Below are 16,416 nucleotides of genomic sequence, written 5' to 3'. Positions count from 1 at the left end.
CTTGTTCTCGTTGTCTGTGAGTCTCGTAGTTCTGGGTCCGGTGTCACCCGGGCGACGGCCGGCGCTGCTCGTCAGGAGAACAGCTTGCGGGCCTCGTCCAGGCGCGACGCCACGGTCCCGTCGATCACTTCGTCGCCGACCTCGACGCGGACGCCCCCGAGGACCGAGGGATCCTCGACGACGTGCATGCTGACCGGGCGACCCAGCTGCTGGTTGAGGGCAGCCTGCAGGCGAACCGTCTGCTCGGCCGTCAGCGGCCGCGCGACCCGTACGGTGGCGACGGCACGACTGCGCTGCGCCGCCGCCAGGTCGAGGTAGCCGTCCATGGTGTGGGCGAAGGTGCGCGCCCGGGCGCCCACCGCACGGCGGGCCAGGACGACCGTCGCCGGTGCGGCCTTGCCGGCAAGCAGCCCGGCCACCACGTCCTGACGGTCGGCCAGCGGCCGCCGGTCGTTGGACAGGGCATCACGCAGTTCCGCCGTGCCGGCCACGGTCCGGTTCAGGTGGAACAGCTCGTCCTCCACCTGGTCCAGCTGACCCGTGACCTGTGCCTGGGCGAGAGCAGACCGGATCGCCTGGCGCTCGACGGCGGACACGAACTCCCCCGCCGTGCGCCAGCGCAGACCGACGGCCTGCCGCAGGACGGCGACGGCCTCGGGCGAGACCTTTCCGTCCAGCAACCGGACGACGAGCTGCTGACGAGCCTCCACCGGAGCTCCGGGATCGGTGACCGCGCGCCGCAGCGCCGGGTCCGAACCGAACAGGTCGGCGATCGAGAACAGTTCCTCAGCCAGCGCCGGATGCATGTTCAGCGCGTCCAGGGCCAGGTCCAGGCTGCTCAGCCGTGGCTCGTTGCGATCCGTCTGGGGGCTCATGCCTTCTCCGTCTCCGTCTGCGACTCCAGATCAGCCAGGAAGCGCTCGACCGTACGGCGGGCCCGCTCGTCGTCATCGAGGGACTCCCCGACGATGCGTCCGGCGAGGGTGGTGGCCAGGCCACCGACCTCGTTGCGGAGCTCACCCATGGCCAGCTTGCGCTCGGCCTCCATCTGCGCCGCGGTCGTCGCGACGATCCGCTCCGCCTCGGCGTTCGCCTGCTCGCGCATCTCGGCGATGATCTGGGCGCCCTGGTTCTTGGCGTCCTCGCGGATGCGAGCCGCCTCCGTACGGGCCTCGGCGAGCTGGGCCTTGTAGTCGGCCAGCGCTGCCTGCGCCTCTTCCTGGGCCTTCTCGGCCTTGTCCATGCCACCCTGGATCGCCGCGGCGCGCTCGGCGTACATCTTCTCGAACGCCGGCACGACGGCCTTCCACATCACCAGGAAGACCAGCACCATCAGGATGAACCCGACGATGATCTCCGCGTTGTGGGTGGGCAGGAGGGGGCCGAGGTCGAGTTCCATCGGCACCATGGAAATCATCACTGAAGGACGAACGCCAGGGCGATGCCGATGATGGCCAGGGCCTCGACCACGGCGAAGCCGATGAACGCGGTGCTCATCATGGCGCCACGGGCCTCAGGCTGACGGGCGGTGCCGTTGATGACGGAGGCGAAGATCCAGCCCACGCCGATGGCCGGGCCGAGGGTGGCAAGGCCGTAGCCGAGCATGTTCATGCTGCCAGCGATTTCCAACGGGGTCATTCTCGTTCCTTTCGGATGGTCTTCTCAGGGTTCGGTTGCAGTGAGAAGAGAACTGTGGGAGGGGCGGAACCGCCTCGGCGTCAGTGCGCCTCGGCGAGGGAGGAGTGGATGTACTGCGCGGTCAGGACGGTGAAGATGTAGGCCTGCAGGAATCCGATGAACAGCTCCAGGAAGAGGATCGCGAAGCTGAAGATCAGCGAGACCGCGCCCGACACGTTGTAGAACGCGTTGTGCGGCAGGGTCAGCAGGTAGGCACCACCGATCACGAACACCATCACGACCAGGTGGCCGGCGAACATGTTGGCGAAGAGACGCAAGCCGAGCGTGAGCGGCCGGGTGATGAAGTTCGACAGGAACTCCAGCGGGATGATCACCGGGTACAGGTAGACGGGGACGCCTTCGGGGATCAGCTGCATCTTCATGTAGTGGCCGAACCCGTGCTTGTGGATGCCGGCACCGATGTAGATGACCCAGGACATGATGGCCAGCGCCCAGGCGTAGCCGATGTTGGAGAACGTCGGCAGCATGAAGACGAAGGTCTCACCGAACCAGTTGTTCACCAGCAGGAAGCTGAACAGACCCAGCAGGTACGGCAGGTAGCGCCGGTACTCGGGGCCGAGGATGTCGCGGGCCACGCCGTTGCGGATGAAGTTGTACACGTACTCCCAGAAGAACTGGCCCTTGCTCGGGACCAGCTTCAGGTTGCGCGAGGCGATGAACCACAGCACGATGACGAGCGCCGCACCGATGATCGCCTGCCAGAACGGCTTGTTCATCCAGTCGATGCCGAACGTACAACCCGCGACGTTGCCCGGGTTGGTCGCGCTCGGGGCAGTGGCTTCACAGAAGAACCGGAAGTCCTTCACGCCGGGGGATTCATAGTGTCCGCCTTCCAGCGGGACGAGCGCTCCCACCAGGGCCGGCAGTGTCAACGGACCCACCGTTCCTCCTCAACTTCGATGTCGTACGTCATGGTCTCCATCCGGACTACTACTTCGTCGGCTTGTCGCCGGGATCGGGGTTGTATCGTCTGATGATCACGAACATGGCCAGCACCAGACCGATGATGAGCCCGATGGGCAGCAGGAAGGCAGTGCCCAGGAACTTGTCGCCGAGCCAGCCGAGCCCCCCATAGAGGATGAGGCCCGACGCGAGGTAGGACAGGATACGTAGTCCCGTCTCCATCCCGACCGGTTCGCCGGGGGGAAGCAACGAGGATTCGGGCTTGCCAGGCGTACGGCGCCGGATACCCACGTTGTCGACCTCCTCGTCCTTCAGCGCGCCTCGGACACTATCAGTTGGCATGTCGCGGCGTCACTCCCGGTTCATTCGCGGCTGCTCGGTGTAACCGAGGTCATATACAGGAATGCGCATCCGTGCGAAAGTGACCACCTCCACCGTTGTCCACAGCAGCACGGTGGCCACCATGCCCGCGGCGGTGGCGGTGCGGTCGAGCAGGTCCAGTCCGGCTGCCTCGTAGAGGGCCACGGCGCCGGCCAGTCCGGAGGCCCGGATGCCGTACGAGACGAGGGCCGCGACCAGCAGCACGGCGCCCTCCCGCTCGGCGTAACGCAGCACGACGGCCTGGCCGAGACTGAAGAAGAGGATCGCGAGGACGGCACCGACCGCGGCCGAGGCGGCGGCCACTCCCCCACCGACCAGACCGGCGACGAGCGTGGCGACCAGCAGGCCGAGGTGGCCGCCGATCAGGCCGGCCAGCAGCAGCCGGCGGACCAGGACGGTGGAGACCCCGGTGGCGGTACGGCTGACGGGGCGATCAGCAGAGGACGACGCGTCGCCCTCCACGTGCTCATCCATCGCCATGACCGTACTCATCCTGCGGTGCTTCCCACTCCCTTGGAGGCCCCTTGCGATGCCGTCCGACATCAGCTTGTGAAACGTAGCACAAAGTGCTGGTCACCGTCTGCGCCGTGCCGCACGGCGCGGTCCGGAGGCCGGCGGAGCAGGGGGCTGGCCGGCCGTCGACGGGGTCGCTGCGGGCCGATCCGTACGATGCCGGGTCGCGACCCCGAGCAGTCGGGGGCCGGGCCCCAGGGTGACCACCACGACCGCGACCGCGGCGGCGCACCAGACGACGATCAGGACCGCACTGCGGGTGAGACCGATCGTCATCACCCCGAAGGACAACAGTGCGGTCCACAGGTACATCACCGCCACCGCCCCGCGGTGGGTGTAGCCCCGGCGGAGCAACTGGTGGTGCAGGTGGCCCTTGTCCGCCACGAACCACCAGTTGCCCTGGTTGGCACGCCGGATCCAGGCCAGCACGAGGTCGAGCAGCGGCAACCCGAGGATCGCGATCGGCAGCACCAACGGCAGGTAGGCCGGCAGCAGGTCACCGCCGCCGGCCTCGAGCTTGGAGGAGTCGAACTGGCCGGTCAGGCTCACCGTCGAGGTGGCCAGCAGGAAGCCGAGCAGCATCGAGCCGGAGTCGCCCATGAACATCTTCGACGGATGCACGTTGTGCGGCAGGAAACCCAGACAGACCCCGACGATCGCCACCGACACCACACTGGCCGTGGTGGCGCGGACCAGGTCCTGTTCCACCGCGAGGATGTAGGAGTAGGTGAAGAACGCCGCCGCACCGATGCCGACCACCCCGGCCGCCAGGCCGTCCAGGCCGTCGACGAAGTTGACCGCATTGGTGCAGACCACCACGAAGAAGACCGTCATCACGATCGAACTCGCCGTGTCCAACGAGATGATCCGGTCGGGCAACGGGATCCACAGCATCCGTACGCCCGCCTGGACGACGATCCCGGCCGCCAGCACCTGGCCGGCGAACTTCGTCAGGGCGCTGATGTCCAACAGGTCGTCCAGCACCCCGACGGCACACAGCACCGCGACCGCGACCAGGATCCAGGTGGCGTCGTGGCGGACGATCTCGTGTCGACCGAGGAACGGCAGGTTCATCGACAGCAGGAAGGCTGCGGCCACCCCCACGAGCATCGCCACTCCGCCGAAGTAGGGCGTCGGCACCACGTGGACGTCCCGGGACCGGACCTTGGCGACGGCCCCGAAGCGGATGGCCGCCCGACGCGCCCACCCGCTCAGCTGGTAGGTGACCGCAGCGGCCACCAGCAGGACGAGGATGTACTCACGCATCGCTAGGCGGTCCGGTGGTCCTCGGCCGGAGCGGCGTCGGCGTCGGAGGGTGCAGTGGTCTCCGTCGCGGATCGCGCGGTCTGCTCGTCGGTGGTCTGCTCGTCGGCCACCGACGTCGTCGTCTCCGACGGCTCCGGGTCGGATGCCTCGGCAGCCTCGGCCTTCTCCGCGGCCTCGGCCCTCTCGGCAGCGTCCGCCTTCTCGGTCACCTCCGCAGCCCCGGTCGGCGCCGACTCGGCGGTCGCCTCGGCTTCCTCGGGCGCCGTCGCCTCCGGCTCCTCCGCCTCGGCGCCGTCGAGGGCGCGTACGCCCGGCGAGACCTCGCGCAGCTGGTCCAGGGTGATGATGCCCTCCCGGACCACCCGGCCCTCGGGATAGGCCGTGAAGTCCACGATCGTCGACGGCACCGGCCCGGGTGTGGGGCCCCCGTCGAGATACAGCGCGACATCGAGGCCGAGCTGTTCCGCCGCCTCCTCGACCGTCGTCGCCGGCGGCCGGCCGGAGACGTTCGCGCTGCTGACGGCCAGCGGGCCGGTCCGCCGCAGCACCTGCCGAGCCAGGTCGTTGTCCGGCACCCGCAGGGCGATGGTGCCCTTGGTCTCCCCCAGGTCCATCTTCAGGCTCGCCTGCGCCGTGCAGATGACCGTCAACGGGCCGGGCCAGAACCTCGCGACCAGCGTGCGGACAGCCGGCGGGACGTCGGTCGCGAGAGCCGTCATCACACCCTCGTCACTGATCAGCACCGGCGGGGGCATCTCCCGGCCCCGCCGCTTGGCCGTCAGCAGCCGCTGCACGGCATACGCGTCGAAGGCATCGGCGCAGATCCCGTAGACCGTGTCGGTCGGCATCACCATCACCCGCCCGTCGGCGATGACCTCCTTCGCGGCCGTCAACGCCTGCCCGGGGTCGCCCACCCGGCAGTCGACGATCCGCGGCTGCGGGGCGGGCGGGACCGCACCCGATGCGATGTCCTTGCTGTCGTCCGACATGTCGCTCACGCGCATCATCCTGCCACCTGCGTGCGTGTCGCCGACACGAACCGCGGCCGGCCGGACAGGTCCGGATGGTCGACGGTCCCGCGCCAGGCGACCCCGGAGAAGATCGCCGGGGCGGACAGGCCCTGGCTGTCGTCGTGTTCACAGACCAGCACCCCGCCGGGGCGCAGCAGACGACGGGCGGTCCGCTCCACCGCACGGATCGCGTCCAGGCCGTCCGCGCCCGAAAAGACCGCGATCGCGGGATCGTGGCCGGTGACCTCGACCGGCAGCGCCTCACTGATCCCCGACGGGACGTACGGCGGATTGACCACCACCACGTCGACGGTGCCGTCCCACTCGGGCACGGCGTCGGCCAGGTCACCGAGGCGTACCTCGACACCGGTCCCGGCGAGGTTGCGCCGGGTCCACTCGACGGCGGCCGGGTCGATCTCCACCGCCACCACCCGGCAGCCGGGCGCCTCGTCGACCAGCGCGGCGCTGATCGCCCCCGACCCGGCGCACAGCTCGACCACCCGTGGCGTACGCCCCTGTGCCTGCACCGCCCGGGCCGCCTCGATCGCCGCCCCGGCGACCAGTTCGGTCTCCGGCCGCGGCACGAACACGCCCGGTCCCACCGCCAGCCGTACGGTGCGGAACCACGCCTCGCCGGTGAGGTGCTGCAGCGGCACACCGGCGGCGCGACGCTCCAGCAGCTCCCGGTAGTGCTCCAGCCGCTCCGCGGAGGGTGGATCGGCCATCACCAGGTCACCCGGCCGGACGCCGAGCAGGTGGGCGAGCAGCAGACGGGCGTCGACCTCGGGAGAGGCGACGTGGCCACGGAGCCGGTCGGCGCCGCGGCGGGCCACCACGGTGGCACGGACGGGCGAGGGCCGGTCGGGCATCAGGCGCCGGCCGATCGGAGCCGTTCGGCGGTATCGGCAGCCTGCAGGGCCTCGATCACCGGGCCGAGGTCGCCGTTGAGCACCTGGTCGAGGTTGTGCGCCTTGTAGCCGATGCGGTGGTCGGCGATCCGGTTCTCCGGGAAGTTGTACGTACGCACCCGCTCGGAACGGTCGACCGTCCGCACCTGCGACAGCCGGGCGGCGGACGCCTCGGCGGCGGACTCCTCCTCGGCCCGGGCGACAAGTCGGGCCCGCAGGATGCGCAGTGCCTGTTCCTTGTTCTGCAACTGGGAGCGTTCGTTCTGACAGGTCACCACGATCCCGCTGGGCAGGTGGGTGATCCGGACCGCCGAGTCGGTGGTGTTGACCCCCTGTCCGCCCTTGCCGCTGGACCGGTAGACGTCGATCCGCAGGTCGTCGGGGTCGATCTCGATCGACTCGTCGTCCTCGACATCAGGCATCACCAGCACGCCCGCCGCCGAGGTGTGGATCCGGCCCTGCGACTCGGTCACCGGCACCCGCTGCACCCGGTGCACCCCGCCCTCGAACTTCAGGGTGCCGTACGGCATCCGGTCCGGGTCGCCCGCCGACGGGGCGTGGACCGCGAAGGTGACCGACTTGAAGCCTCCCAGGTCGGTGTCCTGGGCGTCCAGCACCTCGATCTTCCAGCCGCGCGCCTCGCCGAAGCGCCGGTACATCCCGAAGAGGTCGCCGGCGAAGAGCGCCGACTCCTCGCCGCCCTCCCCCGATTTGATCTCGACGATCGCGTCCAGGGAGTCGTTGGGATCGCGCGGCGCGAGCAGGGTGGTGAGCCGCTCGTCCACCTCGTGCAGCTGGGCCTGCAGTGTCTCGGCCTCCGCCGCGAACCCGGCGTCCTCGGCGGCCAGTTCCCGGGCGGCCGCCAGGTCCTCGCTCACCCGGTCGTGCTCGTCGGCGGCCCGGATCACCGGCCCGAGCTCGGCGTAGCGCCGACCCAGTCGCCGCATCGCCCGCTGGTCCGCCAGCACCGCCGGGTCAGCCATCCGTGTCTCGACCTCTCGGTACTCCTCCCTCAGCGGGGCGACCGCGGCCAGCAGCGACGGCAGACGGTCGGAGGATTCGGACATGTGTCTCCTGGTCTCGTACGTGGAGCGATGGGCGGGAACGACGAACGCCGGGGCGCAGCATCGCTGCACCCCGGCGTCACCGAAGAACTACTTCTTGCCCTTCTTGAAGCTGCCGTAGCGCTTCTCGAACTTGGCGACCCGGCCGCCGGTGTCGAGGATCTTCTGCTTGCCGGTGTAGAAGGGGTGACAGGCCGAGCACACGTCGGCGCGGATCTCGCCGCCGGGGGCCGTGGAACGAGTCGTGTAGGTGTTGCCGCAGGTGCAGACGACCTTCGTCTCGTGGTAGTCGGGGTGGATCCCCTGCTTCATGGTGATTCTCCTTGTCGTGTGGGTGGCGCCGGGTCGTCCGCTCAGGTTGGAGTGACCTGCAGGGCGTGAACCGGACCAAGGGACAACTATGCCGCAAACGCCACAGGTCCGCCAAATGTTCCCGGCGGCTCAGAACCCGTCCCGGTTGGGCGTGCTCTTCGAGATCTGCAGCAGGAACTCCGCGTTGGACTGGGTCTTCTTCATCTGCTTCAACAGCATCTCCAGCGCCTGCTGGCCATCCATGTTGGACAGCACCCGGCGCAGCTTCCACATGATCGCCAGCTCATGGGTGCCGAGCAGGAGCTCCTCACGCCGGGTGCCGGACTGCACCACGTCGATCGCCGGGAAGATCCGCTTCTCGGCGTACTCCCGCCGCAGCCGCAACTCCATGTTGCCGGTGCCCTTGAACTCCTCGAAGATCACCTCGTCCATCTTCGAGCCGGTCTCCACCAGCGCTGTGGCGAGGATCGTCAGCGAGCCGCCGTCCTCGATGTTGCGCGCCGCGCCGAAGAACTTCTTCGGCGGGTAGAGGGCGGCCGAGTCGACGCCACCGGACAGGATGCGGCCGGACGCCGGGGCGGCCAGGTTGTACGCCCGGCCCAGTCGGGTGATGCCGTCCAGCAGCACGACGACGTCACGGCCCAGCTCGACGAGCCGCTTCGCCCGCTCGATGGCCAGCTCGGCGACGGTGGTGTGGTCGTCCGCCGGGCGGTCGAAGGTGGAGGAGATCACCTCGCCGGAGACCGTACGCTCGAAGTCGGTGACCTCCTCGGGGCGCTCGTCGACGAGCACGACCATCAGGTGGACCTCAGGGTTGTTCTTGGTGATCGCGTTGGCGATCGACTGCATGACGAACGTCTTGCCCGCCTTCGGCGGCGAGACGATCAGGCCACGCTGGCCCTTGCCGACCGGGGCGACCAGGTCGATGATCCGGCCGGTCATGTTCGCCGGATCGGACTCCAGGCGCAGCTGCTCGTCCGGGTAGAGCGGCGTCAGCTTGCTGAACTCGGGTCGGTCCCGCATCGCCGGCGGCTCGGATCCGTTGATCGAGTCGATCCGGACCAGCGGGTTGAACTTCGCCTTGTGCTGCTCCGCCTCCCGGGGCTGACGCAGCGCGCCGGTGACCACATCGCCCTTGCGCAGGCCGTACTTCTTCACCATGCCGAGGGAGACGTACGCGTCGTCCGGCCCAGGAAGGTAGCCGGAGGTGCGGACGAAGGCGTAGTTGTCGAGGACGTCGAGCACACCCGCGACTGGGGTGAGGACGTCGTCCTCGGACACCGTCGGCTCGTTCTCGTAGCGGTCCATGCCGCCGCTGCGCCCACCGCCGGTGGTCCGACGGTTCTGCCGATCGCGGCCGCGACGCCGCCGGCTCCGGCGGCCGCCACCCTCCCCTTCACGGTCCTGACGGTTCGCACCGCCCTCGCGCTGCTCGCGATCCTGACGGCCGGCGCCCCCCTCGCGGTCCTGACGGTTCGCACCGCCCTCGCGCTGCTCGCGATCCTGACGGTTCGCACCACCCTCACGCTGCTCGCGGGCCGGGCGCTGGCCCTCCGGGCGGCCCTGGCCATCTGTACGCGCCTGGCTCTCGGGGCGCTGTCCGCGGGGCCGCTCAGCCTCGGCCTGCTCACCCTGGGTCCTCTCGCCCTGGGTCCGCTCGCCCTGCGTCCGCTCGGCAGTCGTCCGCTCCGGTTCGACGGCCCGGGGCCGCTCACGCTCCACGGGTGCCTGCTCGTGCTGCGGGGCGGCGGTCTCCGTGGTCTCAGTGCGCCGACGGGACGTACGACGCTCGGTGGCCTCGCCGGCCGATGAGCCCTCACCGTTGCCGCGGCGCTCCGTACGATCGGCGGCGGGCTGTTCCTTCGCCGGGGCGCCCTGCGCGCGGCGACTGCCCCGGCCGCTCGGCGGGGCGGCTTCCGCGGGCCGACCGCCGGTGGGTTGTCCGGACGGTGCGGCCGCCCCGGACTGTGCGGAGCGGATCGCGGCGATCAGGTCGGCCTTGCGCATGCCCGAGGTGCCCTTGACGCCCAGGCCGCCGGCCATCTGACGAAGCTCGGGCAGCACCTTGGCCTCGAGGCCACCGGAGGCGCGCTTGGCAGTCTTCGGCGCGTTCTCCACCGGGGTCGTCGCGTTCGACGTTTCGGTCACGGGATTCCTTTCCGGGGCCGGGACGCCCTGTTGACGTCACACCGGCCTGGGCCTGCCACGGCCCTCTGGTTCGGATCGTGCCGCGATGCTCCAGAAAGGCCCGTCCGGGACGTCCGTTCAGGGGATCAGGGATCGCGCCACGTGTGCCCACGATGATCAGCGGACCGAGCGGTGGTGACCGAGGGATGCGTGAGTTTGCAGTGCGGACGCCACCGGGCAGATCGCGATGATCCGGGCACGCTACTTCGCCCAGACCGGGCGATGCGCTGGACACAGCCTAGCACCCGATCCGAAGCCCGTACACCGGACGGCGATCAGACACATTCGACGACCTCTACACCTCGCCCGTGCAGAGGTGTCTGTCATTCAGCACCAACGCACGGGCGAGGTGAAGAGCTGAGCGTTTGTGCGTGAGGAAGGCCATGCAGGGATGCGGGCCCGTACAAGGAGGCGAGGCGGTGCAGGGATGTGAGGCCATGCAGGGATGTGAGGCGGTGCGCGAGCTTCCGCGGCCAACTCGGCGGGAGGAACCGCGCCAGTCGGATCCGTACGGTTCAGTCCTCGGAGACCGAGACGATGTGTGCCGGACCGCCGACGTGCAGCAGCCGCCGGTCGAAGCCCTGGAACGGCGTACGGGCCAACTCGTCCAGCATCTCCTCGGTGCCCAGGACGACGACGGTCGGACCGGCCCCGGAGATGATCGCCGCATGCCCCCGGGCCCGAAGGTCGGCGACCAGTGCGGCGGACTCGGGCATCAGCGCCGCACGGTAGCGCTGGTGCAGACGGTCCTCGGTGGCGTCCAGCAGCAGGTCGGGCCGCTGCGCCAGGGCATGGACGAGCAGTGCGGCCCGTCCGGTGTTGGCGGCGGCGTCGGCGTGGCTGACCTGCTCGGGCAGCGCCTCACGCGCCCGGCGGGTCGGCACCGCACGATGCGGGATGTACGCCAACGCCCGCAGGTCGCCGGAGAGCGGCGCGGAGACGGCGCGCCCGGTGTCCGCACTCCCCCAGGCGATCGCCAGACCGCCCAGGATCACCGCGGCGACGTTGTCGGCGTGGCCCTCCAGCCGGGTGCCGATCCGCTCCATCCACTTCCGGTCGGGCTGTGCGGTCGGATGGGCGTACGCCCAGGCCAGCAGCAGACCGGCGGTGATGGCCGCCGACGACGATCCCAGGCCACGACCGTGCGGGATCGAGTTGTGGGCCCGCAGCACCAGGCCGCTCGGCGGGGCGACCTGCAGCGACTCCAGGCCGACCAAGAAGGTCGACACGATCAGGTGGGAAGCGTCCCGCGGGACATCCTCGGCCCCTTCACCGGTGACGTCGACGTCGATACCGGACTCCTGCGTGGTCAGGGCGACCTCGTCGAACCAGTCGAGGGCCATCCCCATGCAGTCGAAGCCCGGTCCGAGGTTGGCGGAGGAGGCGGGGACGCGTACGACGATCCGCATCTCAGCGGCCCTCCACCCGCATCAGGCTGGTCACCTCGTAGACCTCGGGGATGGCGACCAGTTCGTCCACGGTCGCCTCCACGTCGGCATTGCGCGCAGTGTGGGTGCCGAGCACCAGCCGGGCGGTCCCGGTGGCATCCTCCTGGCGCATCGTCATGATGGAGACATTGTGGGCGGCCAGCACCTGGGCGACCTTGGCCAGCACCCCGACGGTGTCCTCCACCTCGAGGGCGATGTGGAACCGGGTGACGACGTCACCGATCGGCGCGATCTCGAGGTCCTGGTAGACCGCCGAGCGGGCGCCGCGGCCGCCGACGAGCCGGTGGCGGGCGACCGTCACCAGGTCACCCAGCACGGCTGACGCGGTCGGCGCACCGCCGGCGCCGCGGCCGTAGAACATCAGCTGGCCGGCCGCCTCGGTCTCCACGAACACCGCGTTGAACGCCCCGCCGACCGACGCCAACGGATGATGCGCCGGCAGCATCGCCGGATGGACGCGGGCGGAGACCCGCCGGCCGCCGTCCGGCAGCTCCTCGAGTTCGCAGATGGCAAGCATCTTCACCACCATGCCCAGCGACTCCGCCGCGGCGATGTCCGCCCGGGACACGTCGGTGATGCCCTCACGGTAGACGTCGTCCAGGGTGACCCTGGTGTGGAACGCCAGGGTGGCCAGGATCGCCGCCTTGGCCGCCGCATCGTAGCCCTCGACGTCCGCGGTGGGATCGGCCTCCGCGTAGCCCAGCGCCTGCGCCTCGCTCAGCGTCTCGGCGAAGCCGGCGCCGGCGGTGTGCATCTTGTCCAGGATGAAGTTCGTGGTGCCGTTGACGATGCCCATCACCCGGGTGACCTGGTCACCGACCAGCGAGTCACGCATCGGCCGGACGATCGGGATGGCCCCGGCCACCGCGGCCTCGTAGTAGAGATCCGTCCCGTGGTCGTCGGCAGCGGCCACCAGGGTGGGGCCGTCCTCCGCGAGCAGCGCCTTGTTGGCCGTGACGACCGACTTGCCGCTGGTGAGCGCCTGCAGGATCCAGGACCGGGCCGGCTCGATGCCGCCGACCACCTCGACCACCAGGTCGACGTCGTCGCGGGCGATCAGACCGGGCGCGTCGGTGGTGAACAGCTCGGCCGGCAGTCCGGGGCGTTCCCGGTCGGCGCGGCGGACGGCGATCCCGACGAGGCGCAACGGGGCACCCGCGCGAGCCGCGAGGTCGTCGGCGTACGTCAGCAGCTGACGGGCCACCTCCGCACCGACCACGCCACAGCCGAGCAGTGCCACGCCCAGCGGGCGCCCCACCGGTTCATTCATCTGTCAACCTCACTGGTTCGATCGGATCGGGCTTCGCCTGGGTCGGCGCTGCCTGGGTCGGCGCTGCCTGGGTCAGCACTGCCGGGGTCGGCACTGGTGGATCGGCGCGAAATCCCCGATTCACCGTACCCGGTCGTCTCACGGTACCGGGTGGTAACCGAGGTCGAGCGCGAGCAGGTCGTCGAGGGTCTCCCGGCGGAGCAGGGTGTGCAGTTCCCCGTCGCGGACGGCGACCACCGGCGGGCGCGCGACCATGTTGTAGTTGGACGCCATCGCCCTGCTGTAGGCGCCCGCCCCGGGCACCGCGACCAGGTCGCCCGGCACGATGTCGGCCGGCATGAACTCGTCGCGGACCAGAATGTCGCCGCCCTCGCAGTGCTTGCCGACGATCCGCGACAGCATCGCACCGGCCGAGGAGGCGCGGCCGGCGAGCGTCGCCGAGTACTCCGCTCCGTACAGGGCCGGACGGATGTTGTCACTCATCCCGCCGTCGACGGAGATGTACGTACGGACCGCTCCCGCGTCCAGCACCACCTGCTTGACCGTGCCGACCCGATAGAGCGCCATCGTGGTGGGCCCGACGATGGCGCGTCCCGGCTCGATCGACATCCGTGGCACCTGCACGGCGAGTTCGTGGGCCTGTTCCTCGACGATGTCCCGCAGGGCGGCGGCCAGCTGCTGCGGGCTCTCCGGGCTGTCCAGCGAGGTGTACGCGATCCCGAAGCCGCCGCCGAGATCCATCTCGGGCAGTTCCCGGTCGAACTCGCGGGCGACCTCGGCGTGCAGGGTCATGATCCGGCGGGCGGCGACCTCGAAGCCGTGGGTCTCGAAGATCTGCGAGCCGATGTGGGAGTGGATCCCGATCAGCTCGAGGTGCGGATCGGCCTCGCAGGCGCGCAGCGCGTCCTTGGCCTGGCCCGACGCGATCGAGAAGCCGAACTTCTGGTCCTCGTGGGCGGTGGCGATGTACTCGTGGGTGTGCGCCTCGACGCCGGTCGTCACCCGGACCATCACCCGGGGGCGTACGCCGCGCTCGGCCGCCATCCGGCCGAGCCGGGCGATCTCGTCGAAGGAGTCGACGATGATCCGCCCGACGCCCGCGTCGAGCGCCATCGCGATCTCGGCCTCCGACTTGTTGTTGCCGTGCAGACCGATCCGCTCCCCCGGCACCCCGCCACGCAGGGCCACCGTCAGCTCACCGCCGGTGCTGCAGTCGACGTGCAGGCCGTCGGCGAGCGCCCACCCGGCCACCGCGGTGGTGAGGAACGACTTCCCGGCGTAATAGACGTCCCAGCCCTCGAAGGCCTCCACGAACGCCCGGGCGCGCTGGTGGAAGTCCACCTCGTCCAGGATGTAGACCGGGGTGCCGCATCGCTCGGCGATCTCGGTGACCGGCAGGCCGCCAACGCTCAGGATCCCGTCGTCCCCGCGCGTGACCGTGGTGCTCCACAGCACGGGCAGCAGCGCGTTGACGTCCTCGGGGACGCGCAGCCACTGGGGGCCGGGAACGATGGTGTCGGCGTGGATCGAGCCGGCGACGTGCATATGCGTCATGGGCCCTACTCTGCCAGCGACACGCCGTGGAGCACACCGCGGCGCGACCGATGGACGCCACCGGACGGCCCGGGTGGACAGAGCAGCCCGGAAGTGGTGCTATTCTTTTCCAGTTGCCGCGGCCGGGTGAAGCCCGGACAGGCGACCGGCCCCCATAGCTCAGGGGATAGAGCACCGCCCTCCGGAGGCGGGAGCGTAGGTTCGAATCCTACTGGGGGCGCCATCGGACGCCGGGTCATCGACCCGGCGTCGGCGCGTTTCCGGGCCGATGACGCCTCCCCGGGATCCGGTCCCCGGAGCCACTGCTGGTCGCTTTTTCTCGGCTCGCCTCCTGCGTCCCACCGACATCCATAGCCCGGCGTACGCCGGGCACCGTCAGCACCGGCGGGTAGCCTAGGGTCCCGTGACGCCCCCTGAGACCGCGACCTCCGCCCGACGCCCATCGGCCGACGGGGCGACGACGTCCGCCCAGCGCTCGGCCGTCGGCCCGGCACTCGGCGCGGCCCTGCTCTGGCTCGGTTCCCGGCTCACCCTGCTGGCACTGTTCTTCGGTGCGGAGCTCACTGTCTGGTGGGACGTCTACTACTACTTCACCAAGATCACCGGACTTCCTACGGCCGGTCTCGCCCACACGTTGGTCGAGTACCCGACGCCGGTGGTCTGGTGGCTACAGCTCCCCCAGCTCCTCGGCGGACACGGGCAGACGGCGTACGTGGCACTGTTCATGACCTTGATGGGGCTGCTGGATGCGGGTCTCACGGCCTGGCTGTGGGTGCGGGGGCGTCGGGCCGGGTCGACCGCGGCGGCGTACTACTGGATGGTCTTCATCCTGCTGATCGGCCCCCTCGTCTACACCCGCTTCGACCTGCTGCCGTCGGTCCTGGCCGCGGTCGCCCTGCTGCTGCTCGCCCGCGCGCCGGGGGTGTCCGGCGGGCTGGTCGCCGTCGGGGCGGCGATCAAGCTCTGGCCGGCCCTGCTGATCACCGGCCTGTTCGGTCGGCGACGCAGCCGGACCGCGGTCTGGATCGGCTTCGTGGCCACCGGGGTCGTGCTGGTCGTCCTCAGCCTGGTGGCCGGCGGCTGGGACCGGCTGGTGTCGCCGCTGACCTGGCAGGGAGGTCGCGGGCTGCAGATCGAGTCGGTCTGGGCCACCCCGGCGATGGTCAACGTGCTGGCCCACCCCGGCCGTTACGTCATCCAGTTCTCCTCCTTCCAGGCGTACGAGGTGTTCGGCCCCGGGGTCGGGCCACTGCTCACGGTCGCCAGCGTGGCCACCGTCGTCGGCGGGCTGGCGATCCTTGCGCTCGGCGTACGGGCCTGGCTCTCCCGCGGCCACGATCTCTACACCGACGCGATGATCATGACGGCCGTGATCGCCGTGATGATCGTCACGAACAAGACCTTCAGCCCGCAGTACCTGATCTGGCTCGGTGGCCCGCTCGCCGTGCTGGTCCTCTCCCGCTCCGGCCGGGCGGCCGCGACGGATCGTGGCCTGTTGGTGCTCCCGCTGGTGCTGGCGGTGCTCACCCAACTCATCTTCCCGCTGTTCTACGGCTGGCTCACCGACGCTGGCCCGGGCACCGGCCGCACCCTGATGACGCTGGTGCTGGCGGTCCGCAACATCGGCATGCTGGCCTTCACCGTGATGGCCTTCGGCCGCGCCTGGTCCCTGCTGGGCGCCGACCGCACCGCAGCCGTCGACCCGGACGACCCGGACGACCCGGACGACCCGGACGACCGCAGCGACGTACGGAAACCGCGCTGACCCACCCCCCGTCCCCTCACGTTGCACACCACATGGCAGAGTGGTCGCTTTCGGCTACGATCGGCAGAGGTATCGCCGGGTCCGCCTCGGGATACCGGATGTGGGGCACGCCGCCGTGGACGGGTCATCAGACCTCC

Annotated in this window: 15 protein-coding genes, 1 tRNA gene and 1 pseudogene; 2 read left to right on the top strand and 15 right to left on the bottom strand. The window is 70.1% G+C overall.

From position 1 onward, the window contains the following. Window positions 1–71 precede the first annotated feature (71 nt). From R0146_RS11840 to lysA, 15 genes and pseudogenes are all read right to left on the bottom strand, one after another. The gene (locus R0146_RS11840) at window positions 72–875 is read right to left on the bottom strand and encodes a F0F1 ATP synthase subunit delta (protein WP_317689919.1); all 804 of its coding nucleotides are present in this window, start codon (window positions 873–875) and stop codon (window positions 72–74) included. After that, entirely contained in the window at window positions 872–1,408 is a 537-nt protein-coding gene (locus tag R0146_RS11835; protein WP_317689917.1) for a F0F1 ATP synthase subunit B, read from the bottom strand. The genes R0146_RS11840 and R0146_RS11835 overlap by 4 nt, the downstream gene beginning before the upstream one ends. A gap of 8 nt (window positions 1,409–1,416) precedes the next feature. After that, window positions 1,417–1,638, bottom strand: a complete 222-nt coding sequence (gene atpE, locus R0146_RS11830) for an ATP synthase F0 subunit C (RefSeq protein ID WP_092609532.1) — start codon at window positions 1,636–1,638, stop codon at window positions 1,417–1,419. Window positions 1,639–1,718: 80 nt separating this feature from the next. Next, entirely contained in the window at window positions 1,719–2,555 is an 837-nt protein-coding gene (gene atpB, locus R0146_RS11825) for a F0F1 ATP synthase subunit A (protein ID WP_317692401.1), read from the bottom strand. Window positions 2,556–2,628: 73 nt separating this feature from the next. Beyond that, on the bottom strand, window positions 2,629–2,892 hold the full coding sequence (locus R0146_RS11820; RefSeq protein WP_317689913.1) for an AtpZ/AtpI family protein: 264 nt from the start codon (window positions 2,890–2,892) through the stop codon (window positions 2,629–2,631). A gap of 60 nt (window positions 2,893–2,952) precedes the next feature. Then, window positions 2,953–3,456: a hypothetical protein gene (locus R0146_RS11815; RefSeq protein ID WP_317689910.1), complete on the bottom strand. Its 504-nt coding sequence runs from the start codon at window positions 3,454–3,456 to the stop codon at window positions 2,953–2,955. A gap of 273 nt (window positions 3,457–3,729) precedes the next feature. Continuing rightward, window positions 3,730–4,761 (bottom strand): annotated as a pseudogene (locus R0146_RS11810) (glycosyltransferase family 4 protein); the annotation flags it as partial. 2 nt (window positions 4,762–4,763) lie between these two features. Next, window positions 4,764–5,750 (bottom strand): L-threonylcarbamoyladenylate synthase, encoded by a 987-nt coding sequence (locus tag R0146_RS11805; protein ID WP_317692400.1) that lies wholly within the window; start codon window positions 5,748–5,750, stop codon window positions 4,764–4,766. A 14-nt stretch (window positions 5,751–5,764) separates the two neighbouring features. Then, on the bottom strand, window positions 5,765–6,640 hold the full coding sequence (prmC, locus tag R0146_RS11800; RefSeq protein ID WP_317689907.1) for a peptide chain release factor N(5)-glutamine methyltransferase: 876 nt from the start codon (window positions 6,638–6,640) through the stop codon (window positions 5,765–5,767). Then, window positions 6,640–7,746: a peptide chain release factor 1 gene (prfA, locus tag R0146_RS11795; RefSeq protein WP_317689905.1), complete on the bottom strand. Its 1,107-nt coding sequence runs from the start codon at window positions 7,744–7,746 to the stop codon at window positions 6,640–6,642. Before prfA ends, prmC begins: the two co-directional genes overlap by 1 nt. A gap of 87 nt (window positions 7,747–7,833) precedes the next feature. Next, window positions 7,834–8,055, bottom strand: a complete 222-nt coding sequence (gene rpmE, locus R0146_RS11790; protein WP_317689904.1) for a 50S ribosomal protein L31 — start codon at window positions 8,053–8,055, stop codon at window positions 7,834–7,836. Between the two features lie 129 nt (window positions 8,056–8,184). Continuing rightward, entirely contained in the window at window positions 8,185–10,173 is a 1,989-nt protein-coding gene (gene rho / locus R0146_RS11785) for a transcription termination factor Rho (RefSeq protein ID WP_317692399.1), read from the bottom strand. 584 nt (window positions 10,174–10,757) lie between these two features. After that, on the bottom strand, window positions 10,758–11,651 hold the full coding sequence (gene thrB, locus R0146_RS11780) for a homoserine kinase (RefSeq protein WP_317689902.1): 894 nt from the start codon (window positions 11,649–11,651) through the stop codon (window positions 10,758–10,760). A gap of 1 nt (window position 11,652) precedes the next feature. After that, window positions 11,653–12,960, bottom strand: coding sequence for a homoserine dehydrogenase (locus R0146_RS11775; protein WP_317689900.1), 1,308 nt, complete (start codon window positions 12,958–12,960; stop codon window positions 11,653–11,655). 138 nt (window positions 12,961–13,098) lie between these two features. Beyond that, window positions 13,099–14,514, bottom strand: a complete 1,416-nt coding sequence (gene lysA, locus R0146_RS11770) for a diaminopimelate decarboxylase (protein WP_317689898.1) — start codon at window positions 14,512–14,514, stop codon at window positions 13,099–13,101. Window positions 14,515–14,662: 148 nt separating this feature from the next. On the opposite strand from lysA, the gene R0146_RS11765 reads away from it, so the two are divergent. Both R0146_RS11765 and R0146_RS11760 read left to right on the top strand, forming a co-directional pair. Next, window positions 14,663–14,737 (top strand) — tRNA-Arg (locus R0146_RS11765). Window positions 14,738–14,917: 180 nt separating this feature from the next. After that, window positions 14,918–16,279 carry a glycosyltransferase 87 family protein gene (locus tag R0146_RS11760; RefSeq protein ID WP_317689896.1) on the top strand — a complete coding sequence of 454 codons (1,362 nt, stop codon included), beginning with the start codon at window positions 14,918–14,920 and terminating at the stop codon, window positions 16,277–16,279. Window positions 16,280–16,416: the final 137 nt, after the last annotated feature.

The organism is Raineyella sp. LH-20, assembly GCF_033110965.1.
GTDB lineage: Bacteria > Actinomycetota > Actinomycetes > Propionibacteriales > Propionibacteriaceae > Raineyella.
Note: the sequence above shows the minus strand (reverse complement) of the source record. Positions and strands in the feature narration are given on the sequence as shown.

What these genes read in the sequence shown, in the direction of transcription:
- R0146_RS11840 (WP_317689919.1), bottom strand. Translation starts at nt 875, where the DNA reads ATGAGCCCCCAGACGGATCGCAACGAGCCACGGCTGAGCAGCCTGGAC.
- R0146_RS11835 (WP_317689917.1), bottom strand. Translation starts at nt 1,408, where the DNA reads ATGGTGCCGATGGAACTCGACCTCGGCCCCCTCCTGCCCACCCACAAC.
- atpE (WP_092609532.1), bottom strand. Translation starts at nt 1,638, where the DNA reads ATGACCCCGTTGGAAATCGCTGGCAGCATGAACATGCTCGGCTACGGC.
- R0146_RS11815 (WP_317689910.1), bottom strand. Translation starts at nt 3,456, where the DNA reads ATGGATGAGCACGTGGAGGGCGACGCGTCGTCCTCTGCTGATCGCCCC.
- R0146_RS11805 (WP_317692400.1), bottom strand. Translation starts at nt 5,750, where the DNA reads ATGTCGGACGACAGCAAGGACATCGCATCGGGTGCGGTCCCGCCCGCC.
- prmC (WP_317689907.1), bottom strand. Translation starts at nt 6,640, where the DNA reads ATGCCCGACCGGCCCTCGCCCGTCCGTGCCACCGTGGTGGCCCGCCGC.
- prfA (WP_317689905.1), bottom strand. Translation starts at nt 7,746, where the DNA reads ATGTCCGAATCCTCCGACCGTCTGCCGTCGCTGCTGGCCGCGGTCGCC.
- rpmE (WP_317689904.1), bottom strand. Translation starts at nt 8,055, where the DNA reads ATGAAGCAGGGGATCCACCCCGACTACCACGAGACGAAGGTCGTCTGC.
- thrB (WP_317689902.1), bottom strand. Translation starts at nt 11,651, where the DNA reads ATGCGGATCGTCGTACGCGTCCCCGCCTCCTCCGCCAACCTCGGACCG.
- R0146_RS11775 (WP_317689900.1), bottom strand. Translation starts at nt 12,960, where the DNA reads ATGAATGAACCGGTGGGGCGCCCGCTGGGCGTGGCACTGCTCGGCTGT.
- lysA (WP_317689898.1), bottom strand. Translation starts at nt 14,514, where the DNA reads ATGACGCATATGCACGTCGCCGGCTCGATCCACGCCGACACCATCGTT.